At 51.8% G+C, this 12,341-nt stretch carries 9 protein-coding genes and 2 tRNA genes; all 11 read left to right on the forward strand.

The window, feature by feature from the left end:
- Window positions 1-227: 227 nt before the first annotated feature.
- Window positions 228-1,718 (forward strand): chromosomal replication initiator protein DnaA, encoded by a 1,491-nt coding sequence (gene dnaA, locus AAFM46_RS00005; RefSeq protein WP_283528722.1) that lies wholly within the window; start codon window positions 228-230, stop codon window positions 1,716-1,718.
- 457 nt (window positions 1,719-2,175) lie between these two features.
- On the forward strand, window positions 2,176-3,300 hold the full coding sequence (gene dnaN / locus AAFM46_RS00010) for a DNA polymerase III subunit beta (RefSeq protein ID WP_343318852.1): 1,125 nt from the start codon (window positions 2,176-2,178) through the stop codon (window positions 3,298-3,300).
- A 76-nt stretch (window positions 3,301-3,376) separates the two neighbouring features.
- Window positions 3,377-4,264: a phosphogluconate dehydrogenase (NAD(+)-dependent, decarboxylating) gene (gene gnd / locus AAFM46_RS00015; RefSeq protein ID WP_343318853.1), complete on the forward strand. Its 888-nt coding sequence runs from the start codon at window positions 3,377-3,379 to the stop codon at window positions 4,262-4,264.
- A 21-nt stretch (window positions 4,265-4,285) separates the two neighbouring features.
- Window positions 4,286-5,515, forward strand: a complete 1,230-nt coding sequence (gene recF, locus AAFM46_RS00020; RefSeq protein WP_343318854.1) for a DNA replication/repair protein RecF — start codon at window positions 4,286-4,288, stop codon at window positions 5,513-5,515.
- On the forward strand, window positions 5,508-6,098 hold the full coding sequence (locus AAFM46_RS00025) for a DciA family protein (RefSeq protein ID WP_283528713.1): 591 nt from the start codon (window positions 5,508-5,510) through the stop codon (window positions 6,096-6,098). The genes recF and AAFM46_RS00025 overlap by 8 nt, the downstream gene beginning before the upstream one ends.
- Before the next feature lie 326 nt (window positions 6,099-6,424).
- Window positions 6,425-8,524, forward strand: a complete 2,100-nt coding sequence (gyrB, locus tag AAFM46_RS00030) for a DNA topoisomerase (ATP-hydrolyzing) subunit B (protein WP_343318855.1) — start codon at window positions 6,425-6,427, stop codon at window positions 8,522-8,524.
- A gap of 69 nt (window positions 8,525-8,593) precedes the next feature.
- On the forward strand, window positions 8,594-11,257 hold the full coding sequence (gyrA, locus tag AAFM46_RS00035; protein ID WP_343318856.1) for a DNA gyrase subunit A: 2,664 nt from the start codon (window positions 8,594-8,596) through the stop codon (window positions 11,255-11,257).
- Window positions 11,254-11,826, forward strand: coding sequence for a DUF3566 domain-containing protein (locus AAFM46_RS00040; protein WP_343318857.1), 573 nt, complete (start codon window positions 11,254-11,256; stop codon window positions 11,824-11,826). Before gyrA ends, AAFM46_RS00040 begins: the two co-directional genes overlap by 4 nt.
- A gap of 129 nt (window positions 11,827-11,955) precedes the next feature.
- Window positions 11,956-12,029, forward strand: a tRNA-Ile gene (locus AAFM46_RS00045).
- Between the two features lie 35 nt (window positions 12,030-12,064).
- Complete coding sequence (locus AAFM46_RS00050) at window positions 12,065-12,184, forward strand: DLW-39 family protein (RefSeq protein WP_343318858.1); 120 nt, start codon at window positions 12,065-12,067, stop codon at window positions 12,182-12,184.
- 40 nt (window positions 12,185-12,224) lie between these two features.
- Window positions 12,225-12,300: transfer RNA gene (locus AAFM46_RS00055), tRNA-Ala, on the forward strand.
- The last annotated feature ends 41 nt before the right edge of the window (window positions 12,301-12,341 follow it).

The following is a 12,341-nucleotide window of genomic DNA, read 5'->3' on the forward strand; positions in this document are numbered from 1 at the left end:
TATCTATCCACAAGCTCTTTCTCTCGCTATCTTCTGAGGTTTTCATACTCTAGGCTTGGCCCTGAACAAGTTATCCACGTATGTGCATAACTCTGTGGATTACCGCACATCAAGGATTCTCTACACCTCCGAAACACAGTTCAATACGTGTAGTAGAAGTCACGTGCGATGGGCACATAAATACCAACATTCCGGTACAACGCCCGGAAGTGAGGACGGAACAGTCAATGAGCACTGAGGACATCAATGACGTTGGAAGTTCCTGGCGGCGAGTCATTAGGATTTTGGAACGCGATGAAAGGGTCTCTCCGCGACAGCGTGGTTTTGTAGTCCTTACACAACCCCAAGGACTGATCGGCAACACTCTTTTGGTGGCTGTACCCAACGAGCTAACTCGCGAAGTGTTGCAGAATCAGCTCAGCACCGCTCTCAACGAGGCCCTTTCACAGGTATTCTCCGAAGACATAAGTTGTGCGTTCAGTGTCAACGCCGACCTGGTTCCGCACGTAAAAGAGGAAGAGCCTGTTGCTTTACCATCTCCGGACCGCAACGATCGCACGGATCGACATGACGTTAAAGAGCGCCATGAGCGCAGTGAGCTCACCTCACATAATCAGCGTTCAGACCGCACAGAACATGTATCCAAGCCTGCACCAACTTTGCCCAGCAATTCGCACGAGTTTGGCCGGCTCAATCCCAAGTATGTTTTCGACTCTTTTGTGATTGGTTCATCCAATCGGTTCGCCCATGCAGCAGCAGTAGCTGTTGCTGAAGCCCCAGCAAAGGCCTACAACCCTTTGTTCATCTACGGAGATTCGGGTCTAGGCAAAACACATCTCCTTCACGCCATCGGACACTACGCCCGGCGGCTATATACGGGGATACGAGTACGCTATGTGAACTCTGAGGAGTTCACCAATGATTTCATCAACTCCATCCGCGATGACGAAGGGGCAAGCTTCAAGCAGCTCTACCGCAATGTAGACATCCTGCTCATCGACGATATTCAGTTCCTGGCAAATAAAGACGCAACCCAAGAAGAGTTCTTCCACACTTTCAATGCTCTTCATAACCACAACAAGCAGGTTGTCATCACTTCGGATCTGCCACCAAAGCGTCTGCAGGGATTCGAGGAGCGGATGCGTTCTCGCTTCGAGTGGGGTTTGTTGACGGATGTCCAGCCTCCGGAACTTGAAACTAGGATCGCTATCCTGCGTAAAAAGGCAATCGGTGAGGGTCTCTCTGCACCTGATGACGCGTTGGAATACATTGCTTCTAAAATCTCAACCAATATTCGTGAGCTGGAAGGCGCACTAATCCGCGTCACGGCGTTTGCCAGCTTGAACCGGCAGCCCGTTGATGTGGGTCTTGCGGAGCTCGTCCTCAAAGATCTCATCACTGACGATGGTGCCCAGGAAGTCACATCGGCGGCTATTTTGGGTCAAACTGCTGCCTACTTTAACATCTCCTTAGAGGAGCTATGCAGCAAATCCCGCACGCGTTCCTTAGTGACCGCCCGCCAGATCGCAATGTATCTGTGCCGTGAGCTAACAGACATGTCACTACCCAAAATTGGTCAGGAATTCGGTGGCCGCGACCACACGACCGTGATGCACGCTGATCGAAAAATCCGGGAACTAATGGCTGAACGTCGTGCCATCTATAACCAGGTCACAGAGCTCACAAACAAGATCAAACAGCAGCAACGCGAGGGTTAGTTCCCACAACACAAAATAATTTGGCTAATTTTTGGTGTGGATACATCTGGGGATAACTAAGTGCACAAGTTGTTATAGCTGCGGATAACCTGCAGGCCATCTGTGGATCACCAAAACTGGCAAGAAAGTTTTCCCCGCTTCCCCACAGCGGTAAGCGGGAGCACCTCACAACCTGTACACAGGCAACTTCGGTATGACGGCGTACTCAGGGCCGGTTATCCACAGTATCCACAGGACTTATTAACACTACTAACTACAAGAATTATTCGTTTCAAACAACATTTACCTATGCTCCATCTTTCATCCCTCACGAAGCACAGACCAATGCCCAACTGGGCAGGTCTAGGGGCTAAGCTGATTCCAAGCATGTAATTCTTTCTATGGTTATTTGTCCTCACCGGAGAAGTACCCTGATCGCAAATGAAATTTTTCGCACCATGAAAGGCGGCACCCTTCCGTGAAGTTCCGAGTCGAACGGGATGTTCTGACCGAAGCAGTCAGCTGGGCCGCACGATCCTTGTCACCGCGTCCGCCAGTTCCAGTACTTTCAGGCCTTCTACTTAAAGCTGAAGCTGGCACTTTGAGCTTGGCAAGTTTTGACTATGAAATCTCAGCCCGGCTGCAAATACCTGCTGACATTTCAGAAGAAGGATCCATCTTGGTTTCAGGGCGCCTGCTAGCTGATATTTGTCGCAGCCTGCCCGCAGCTCCAGTTGAAGTGGAAACAGATGGCAGCAAAGTCACCCTCACGTGCCGCAGTAGTCGTTTCCATTTAGCCACTATGCCGGTCAGCGACTACCCCGAACTTCCGGCACTGCCAGATGTAAGTGGAACTGTTGATGGGGAGGCGTTTTCTCAAGCAGTTGCCCAGGTCATTATTGCCTCCAGCAAAGATGACACCTTGCCCATTCTCACCGGTGTGAAAATGGAAATTGAAGGTGACCTCATCACTCTGCTGGCTACGGACAGGTACCGCTTAGCACTACGTGAAATCCGGTGGAACCCAACTTCTCCAAATATCTCCACAGGTGCTTTGGTCAAGGCTAAAACTCTTAGCGAGGTTGCCAAGACATTGGGTAGTGCCGGCAATATCAACATTGCTTTGTCGCAGAACAAGGAACTCATCGGCTTTGAAAGTGGTGGACGCCGGACAACCTCGTTACTTGTTGATGGTGATTACCCAAAAATCCGTTCATTGTTCCCGGACACAACCCCCATTCACGCAATAGTTGAGACACATGCCTTGGCTGAGGCCGTCCGCCGTGTTTCCCTTGTTGCAGAACGCAACACTCCTGTCCGTTTGATTTTCACTGATGGGCAACTCACATTGGATGCAGGAACCGGGGAGGATGCCCAGGCTTCGGAAAATCTTGAAGCAACACTTGTTGGCGATGAAATTACAGTAGCCTTCAACCCCCACTACCTCAGTGAAGGTCTAAACGCTTTCGACAGCAAGTATGTAAGGTTCTCTTTCACCTCCGCACCCAAACCGGCAATGCTCAGCGCTCAAGATGACATTGACGGCGAACGTCGAGATGAATACCGCTACCTTGTGATGCCTGTGAGACTTCCCAACCAGTAGTTCTTTGCCGGTTCCGGCACATCACCATTTCTTGCTATGCAACCGCAGCACCCACCAATGGAAAAGAGGCACTAAAGTGCATATTGGACTCATCGGACTTGGAAAAATGGGCTTCAACATGAGGGCCCGTCTTCGTGCCGCACAAATAGAGGTGACTGGGTTTGACCAGAACCCCGAACTCACTGATGTGGCTTCGTTGGCTGATTTGGTGGCTGCTGTTCCCGCTCCACGGTTGATCTGGGTAATGGTTCCTTCAGGTGCTATCACGTCCTCAGTGATTACAGCTTTATCGGAAGTGCTTGAACCCGGTGATTTGCTTGTAGATGGTGGAAACTCCAGGTTCACCGAAGATCAAAAACACGGTGAGATGCTTGCAGCCAAAGAAATTCACTTCATGGATGTTGGAGTGTCTGGTGGAGTATGGGGACTGAAAAACGGGTATGGGCTGATGGCTGGTGGATCGGATGCAGACATTGAGCGGGCCCTGCCAGTTTTGGATGCTCTTCGCCCTGAAGGTGAACGCGCTGACAGTTTTGTACACGTGGGCGAGGTAGGTGCCGGCCACTACGCAAAAATGGTTCACAATGGTATTGAATATGGATTGATGCAGGCCTATGCCGAGGGGTATGAACTACTGGCCAAGAAGGAAATAATCCAGGATCTACCAGGCACTTTTCGTGCATGGCAAAAGGGGACGGTTGTTCGCTCTTGGCTGCTTGACTTGATGGTCAAGGCATTAGATGAGGACCCCGGTTTGGAGTCCATTGACGATTACGTTGAAGATTCAGGGGAAGGGCGCTGGACTGTGGAAGAAGCCATTGCCAATGCGGTGCCGGCTCCGGCGATTACAGCAGCCCTCTTTGCCAGGTTCTCCTCCCGCGAAGATAACTCCCCAGCAATGAAAATGGTCTCGGCGTTGCGCAACCAATTTGGTGGGCATGCCACAAAACCTGCCGGTTCCTAGCAGTGGATAAAATTCAGCTTCATGTATCTTGAACACCTTTCCCTGACAGATTTCCGTAGCTATGCCCAAGTTGACCTGACACTCACCCCGGGTGTCACAGTGCTTGTAGGAGCTAACGGACTGGGTAAAACTAACCTTGTGGAAGCTATTGGCTATTTGTCGACGCTTTCCTCACATCGGGTGAGTGCGGATGCCCCGCTATTGCGCTTTGGAACAGAACGGGCACTAGTGAGAGCCCAACTGGTCAGGGGCGAACAAAAGGTCATGGTTGAGGTTGAGATCAATGCTTCCAGAGCTAATCGTGCCCGTATTAATCGTGCTAATCCTGTTCGCTCCCGGGATATTTTGGGGCTGTGCAGAACGGTTTTGTTTGCTCCTGAAGATTTAGCTTTAGTCAAGGGTGATCCTGGAAATCGTCGTCGGTTTTTAGACGACCTTTTGGTTGTTTTGTTACCCAAACACGCGGGTACTCGCAGCGATTACGACAGGGTTCTGAAACAGCGCAACGCTCTGCTGAAATCAGCACGAGCCCAGCATTTTTCCAGAGCAGGCATCTCGGAAGTTCAATTGTCCACTCTTGATGTTTGGGATGAGCATCTGGCTGTGGCTGCAGCTAGTTTATTGGCAGCAAGACTCGATTTACTTAATCGTCTGCGCCCCCATATGGCCGAGGCCTACGCACAGCTGACCGACGGAACCAAGCTGCTACGGGCGCTGTATCGTAGTTCTCTGGATGCGTCAGAGGAGTACGACGGCGCCTCCCCCAACACGTTTGCAGAACCTGGGATTGCTAATAGTCCCGTACAGGTAGAGGCAGCGGACTTCTCGCTGTGCACTTTGGATGAGCTTGTACAAAAGTACCGTGAGGAGCTGGTGCGGTCCAGAAGCCGCGAGTTAGAGCGGGGTATGTCTTTGGTTGGTCCCCACCGGGACGAACTGGAACTGCTTTTGGGACAGGCACCAGCTCGTGGCTATGCATCGCACGGTGAGTCTTGGTCAATTGCCCTGGCATTGAGGCTTGCCTCATTCCATGTTTTAGATGAGGACAAACATGTGGCGGGGAACCAACCAATTTTGATCCTTGATGATGTTTTTGCCGAACTGGATTCCCAACGACGTCGGAAATTGGCTTTAATGGTGGCCGCGGCTGAGCAAGTACTTGTGACAGCGGCCGTTGGTGGAGACATCCCCGACGAGTTATCGGGTTCAACGATCCAGGTCATCCCCGGCGGCGTTGCTCCCAATGAGTGATCAGCCTGTTGGTTCCGCCTCTGTTGATCCAATAGGTCAAAAGCGCAGTGCCCAAGCCGCGGCCAAGGACCATGACACCGAAATTGATGCGGCTCAGGCTGCGCTGAACCGGATGCGCCGGATTGCCAAGAGCCGGGGGGAGTTGCGAATTCCGCGCAGCAGATTGGGCGAGAAATCTGTTCCAAGGAGTAAAAAGAAACCATTTCTTGACGTCAAATATGGTGGTGGAAGAGATCCACTGGGATTAGGGAATGTGGTGAGCCGCCTAGTCTCCGACCGCGGGTGGAGCTCTCCGTTGGCGGTTGGATCAGTTATGGCCCATTGGGATACTTTGGTTGGACCGGAGATCGCAGCCCACTGTCAGCCAGAGAGTTTTGAAACTACAACTTTGCATGTCAGATGTGATTCAACCAGTTGGGCAACACAATTGCGATTACTTTCGGCGTCGCTGTTGGCCAAATTTGATACAGATTTGGGGAGGGGGGTAGTAACAAATATTTTGGTTCTTGGGCCGGCTGCCCCTAGTTGGCGTAAAGGTTTCCGAAACGTCAAAGGCCGTGGACCGCGGGACACGTACGGGTAGTAATGTGCCGGTTGGTGCAAACCCGGTCCGTGCAGGGCAGAGGCTTTCAAACCCTCTTGGGCGTACATCTCCTTAAAGAAGGAACAGCAATGGCCTCCTGAGTACGTTTTCTGGCGTTTTAGGACACGATGAGACCCCATATGCGCCTGCCACAAGGTAGAATTATTCAATAACCGTCTCTCCGCGGCGCTGTGGCAGTATTTTTGGTTAAGTTGAGAGCGGTATTTATCTGCCTTCCAAGAGGAATCGACGCACAGACGAGTGAGAGTTGTCTGCCGTCCCGACGTTGGCAATCGAGCTAAAAACAAGAGGGGTCGAACGCGCCTGTGACGACGAATAATCCGGATAGTGCCGTAAATCCAGAGCCGGAAAACACGCAGCCAAGCGCGGCGGCAGAAACCGAAGCATCTTCCGTGCCAGTGAAAAATCCTGGTCACTACGATGCCAGTGACATCACTGTTTTGGAAGGCTTGGAAGCCGTCCGGAAGCGTCCTGGTATGTATATTGGCTCCACAGGTCCTCGCGGCTTGCATCACTTGGTCTATGAAGTGGTCGATAACTCCGTAGATGAAGCGTTGGCTGGCTACTGTGACCACATCGAAATCACCCTGACCGCTGACGGCGGTGTAAAGGTGGTGGACAACGGCCGTGGAATTCCGGTTGATATCCACCCGACAGAGGGAAAGCCCACCGTCGAAGTTGTTATGACCATCCTGCACGCTGGCGGAAAATTTGGCGGCAGCGGTTACGCGGTTTCAGGTGGTCTGCACGGTGTTGGCATTTCCGTTGTCAATGCGCTTTCCAGCAGAGTTGAAACTGAAATCCACCGCAAAGGTTTTGTTTGGCGGATGAGTTTTGCCGACGGTGGAAAACCACAGGGCACCCTCGTCAAAGGCGAAGTGACCGCTGAGACGGGAACAACACAGACGTTTTACCCTGACGCAACCATTTTTGATTCGATAGATTTCGATTTCGAAACTCTGCGGGCACGCTTCCAGCAGATGGCCTTCTTGAATAAGGGCTTGAAGATCACGCTCTCTGACGAGCGCACTGTATTAACAGCACCGGATGAAGACCCGGATTTGGACGCCATCCCCGAGGGGAAAGACACCACCACTGGCAAACGAGTTGTCATCTACGAGTACAAAGATGGCCTGCTTGATTACGTTAAACACCTCAACACGTCAAAGAAGTATGAGCCGGTTCACGAGGACGTCATAGCCTTCGAAACTGAGGATTCAAGCCGAAGCATGGCTGTTGAAATTGCTATGCAGTGGACAACTTCCTTCTCCGAGAGTGTTCACACGTATGCAAACACCATCAACACTCATGAGGGTGGTACACACGAGGAAGGCTTCCGTGCCGCCATGACCTCATTGATCAACCGATATGCGCGTGAAAAGAACATCATCAAGGAAAAGGATGACAATCTGACAGGGGATGACATCCGTGAAGGTCTCACAGCCGTCATTTCCGTCAAGCTTTCTGAACCTCAGTTTGAGGGACAAACCAAAACTAAACTTGGTAACTCAGAAGTTAAGGGGTTTGTTCAGCGTGTTGTCACGGATGGACTTGGCGATTGGCTTGAACGCAACCCTGGTCCGGCAAGAGATGTCATTCGGAAATCGATCCAAGCTTCCATGGCGCGTTTGGCCGCTCGTAAGGCCCGTGAAAATACACGCAGGAAGGGCTTGCTTGAATCAGGCGGTATGCCCGGAAAACTAAAAGACTGCCAATCTAAAGATCCGGCGTTGTCGGAGATTTATATTGTGGAGGGTGACTCGGCCGGCGGCTCCGCCGTGCGCGGAAGAAACCCAACTACTCAGGCTATTCTTCCTCTTCGCGGGAAAATTCTAAATGTTGAACGTGCGCGCCTGGATCGCGCATTGGGAAATGCTGAAGTTCAGGCCATGATTACTGCGTTTGGTGCAGGTATTGGTGAAGACTTTGATGTAACAAAGGCCAGATATCACAAGATCGTATTGATGGCCGACGCTGACGTTGACGGACAACACATCACAACTCTGTTGTTGACTCTCCTGTTCCGCTACATGCGTCCCCTGATCGAGAACGGCTACGTGTACCTGGCACAGCCCCCCTTGTACAGGATCAAGTGGTCAAATGCACCCCACGACTATGTTTTCAGCGACAAAGAGCGGGACGCGACGTTGGCAGCAGGGGCGGCTTCTGGCCGAAGAATCCCTAAGGATAACGGGATCCAACGTTACAAGGGTCTGGGCGAAATGGACTACACGGAGCTATGGGACACCACCATGGATCCGGCACACCGCACTCTTCTCCAAGTGACTATGGATGATGCTGCAGAAGCCGACCAGATCTTTTCCATCCTCATGGGTGAAGACGTTGAATCACGACGTAACTTCATCCAACAAAATGCCAAGGATGTAAGGTTCCTCGACATCTAGGTTGGGCCAGCATGAGCCCCTGGTTATAGTGCGAATCGGACATATATTGGGAATGGAATATTAAAGATTATGAGTGACGAAACACCGCAGAACCCCGAAGAACCCAGTGCGGATGCCACGGGTGGTGAAATTCTCGAAGGAAACCTAATGCATGACAAAGTTGAGCAGATCGATCTCCAGGAGGAGATGAAGCGCTCTTATCTGGACTATGCCATGGCCGTTATTGTGGGCCGTGCGCTTCCTGACGTTCGTGATGGTCTCAAACCTGTGCACCGCCGAGTTCTCTACGCCATGTTTGATGGTGGATACCGACCTGAGCGGTCATTCAACAAATGTGCACGCGTTGTTGGTGAGGTCATGGGCCAGTATCACCCTCACGGTGACACAGCCATCTACGATGCCCTGGTACGACTAATCCAAGACTGGACCATGCGTTATCCCTTGGCACTTGGCCAGGGCAACTTTGGTTCCCCCGGTAACGATGGTGCTGCTGCACCCCGTTATACCGAGACGAAAATGGCACCGCTTGCCATGGAAATGGTCAGGGACATTGACGAAGAAACCGTCGATTTCCAAGATAACTATGATGGCAAGAACCAAGAACCCACCATTCTTCCCTCCAGGTTCCCCAACCTGTTGGTCAATGGTTCTTCAGGCATTGCTGTGGGTATGGCAACAAATATCCCGCCACACAATCTGCGTGAAGTTGCCGAAGGTGTCCAGTGGTACCTGGCCAACCCGGGAGTGGGACGTGAAGAACTTCTTGAAGCTCTTATCGAACGCGTCAAGGGACCTGATTTCCCCACTGGGGCACAGATTCTGGGACGCAAGGGTATTGAAGATGCCTACCGCACTGGCCGAGGCTCCATCACGATGCGTGCTGTGGTCAATGTTGAAGAAATTCAGGGACGCACGTGCTTAGTTGTTACTGAGTTGCCTTACCAAGCGAATCCCGACAACCTTGCCATTAAGATTGCCGACCTTGTCAAGGACGGCAAAATTGCGGGTATCGCGGACCTTCGTGATGAGACTTCCGGGCGCACAGGCCAGCGTCTCGTTGTTGTACTTAAGCGTGATGCAGTTGCCAAGGTTGTCCTAAACAATTTGTACAAACATACGCAGTTGCAGGAGAACTTTAGCGCCAACATGTTGGCAATTGTTGACGGTGTTCCTCGCACTCTGCCACTGGATGCCTTCATTCGTCACTGGGTTAACCACCAGATGGATGTGATTGTTCGGCGCACACGGTTCCGGTTACGCAAGGCCGAGGAAGAAGCACACATACAGCGTGCACTTCTGAAGGCTTTGGAAGCACTCGATGCTGTCATCGCCCTTATCAGGCGCTCAAGTACCACCGAGGAAGCCCGTGACGGCTTGATCGGGTTGCTAGATATTGATGAAATCCAGGCCAAAGCTATTCTGGATATGCAGTTGCGCCGGTTGGCCGCACTGGAACACCAGAAGATCCAAGATCGTCATGACGTACTCCAAACCATGATTACCGAGTTCAACCGGATTTTGGCTGACCCAGTGGTGCAACGCGGGATTGTCAGTGATGAATTGACAGACATCACTACCCGCTACGGTGATGATCGCAGAACCGAGATCATGATGGGCTACGACCCTAACATGAGCATGGAAGACCTGATCCCCGAAGAAGAAATGGTAGTAACCATCACCCGCGGCGGCTACGTCAAGCGTACGCGCAGCGATAATTACCGTACCCAGCATCGTGGGGGTAAGGGTGTCAAGGGTGCACAGTTGCGTGGAGACGACGTTGTGGAGCACTTCTTCGTGACAACCACGCATCATTGGCTGTTATTTTTCACAAACCTTGGTCGCGTTTACAGAGCTAAAGCCTACGAGCTTGTTGAAGCTGGCCGTGATGCCAAGGGTCAGCATGTGGCGAACCTTTTGGCGTTCCAACCGGATGAAAAGATCGCCCAGGTTATGGAGCTCAAGGATTATCAGCAGTCTCCATACCTAGTTCTTGCAACGAAGAATGGTTTGGTTAAGAAGACCTCGCTAGAGGACTACGACACCAATCGTTCCGCCGGTGTCATTGCCATCAACCTACGTGACGGCGATGAACTTGTCTCGGCGCAATTGGTCTCCGATACCGACGACCTCTTGTTGGTATCCCGCAAGGGACAGTCCATCCGTTTTACCGCAACGAACGAGGCACTGCGTCCGATGGGGCGCGCAACCTCTGGTGTAACGGGAATGAAGTTCCGTAACTTCGATGAGTTGCTTTCAGCAGCAGTAGTTACGGATGAATCTTATGTGTTTATTGTCACGGAGGGCGGATACGCGAAGCGCACGGCCGTTCAGGAATATCGATTGCAGGGCCGCGGCGGTTTAGGAATCAAGGTCGCCAAGCTGGTTGAAGACCGCGGAGACCTCATTGGGGCTTTGATTGTTCAGGAAGATGATGAGGTTTTGGTGGTAATGAGCGGCGGTAAAGTCGTCCGTTCAGACGTGTCCGAGGTTCCGGCCAAGGGACGTGACACCATGGGTGTTATTTTTGCCAAGCCCGACAAGAATGACCGCATTATAGGCATTGCCCGCAATAGCGAGCGGGGCCTTGTTGAAGAAATTGAAGCTGCTGAAGCAGGGGCTGGCGAGACCATGGCAGCCCCTGCGGTAGCAGTTGATGCCGTGATTGAGGAAACCCCACAGATTGATGAAGTACCGTTAAAGCGTAATGACGGAACAACTGGAGGTACCGATTGAGCACCAATAAACCAATACCGCGGCCTGGTTCCGCGCCAAGGGTAGGTACTCCGGCCCGCCCAACGCAGCGCCCAAACAGCCCAACAGGGCCAGCCAAGTCAACAGGGGCAGCCAAATCAACAGGAGCATCTGCTGCAAAGCAGCGTCCTGTAGCCAAACCGCAGACGCCTCCGACATTGGTTAAGCCCGCTCCTAAGGCTAAAGCTCGCCGTGCCCGCCTTCTGGTGAGCAAGGTCGATCCCTGGTCTGTGTTGAAGATGGCATTTTTGCTCTCTGTTGCATTAGGAATCGTCACAGTTGTGGCTTCCATAGTCTTATGGACAGTCTTAGACACTATTGGTTTGTTTGACACGGTGAATGCTTTTGTCAACGACATTCAGGGTCAGGAGGGCGGTAGTCCCTTCGATGTCTTGAGTATTGCCTCCCTGGGACAGGTTGCCTCATTCTCCACTATTGTCGCCGTCGTGAATGTGGTCTTGCTAACAACACTTTCTGTTCTTTCGGCCTGGTTGTACAACATCTCTGCCACTTTGGTGGGTGGCATCGGTGTTACTTTGACCGATGACTAGGATTCCAAAGTAGGAAAATTTTCCTAAAACTCCTGAATCGGCGGGCCTAAACTGTTTGTAAGCCCGCCGATTTTGGACTTTGGGAATGTGTGGGGTAAAGTTTTATCTCGGCCCGATGAAGGTCAATGAGGGCGTATAGCTCAGGCGGTTAGAGCGCTTCGCTGATAACGAAGAGGTCCCTGGTTCAAGTCCAGGTACGCCCACGGAACCGAAGGTTCTCGTTGAAGGATGGTATGCAGTGAAGAAGTTGCTTATATTGGCTACGCTAGGATTCGCTGCTGTTTTTCTCAACAAGAAGTGGCAGGAATCCAAAGTTGTGAAGACAACATGGAGCAAGGCAACTGATTCGGTAAATTGAGTCTTTTAGTTGTGTTTCATATATACTAGATAGGCCTCATGGGGGCATGGCGCAATTGGTAGCGCACCTGCTTTGCAAGCAGGGGGTTCGGGGTTCGAGTCCCCGTGCCTCCACCATGAAGAACGATCCTGGTCTTAGGACCAGGATCGTTCTTGTT

Source organism: Arthrobacter sp. TMP15 (assembly GCF_039529835.1).
Classification (GTDB): Bacteria; Actinomycetota; Actinomycetes; order Actinomycetales; family Micrococcaceae; genus Specibacter.

Excerpts from the sequence above, each read along its gene's own strand:
- AAFM46_RS00025 (WP_283528713.1), top strand. The coding sequence starts at position 5,508 with ATGAGTGATCAGCCTGTTGGTTCCGCCTCTGTTGATCCAATAGGTCAA.
- gyrA (WP_343318856.1), top strand. The coding sequence starts at position 8,594 with ATGAGTGACGAAACACCGCAGAACCCCGAAGAACCCAGTGCGGATGCC.
- recF (WP_343318854.1), top strand. The coding sequence starts at position 4,286 with ATGTATCTTGAACACCTTTCCCTGACAGATTTCCGTAGCTATGCCCAA.
- dnaA (WP_283528722.1), top strand. The coding sequence starts at position 228 with ATGAGCACTGAGGACATCAATGACGTTGGAAGTTCCTGGCGGCGAGTC.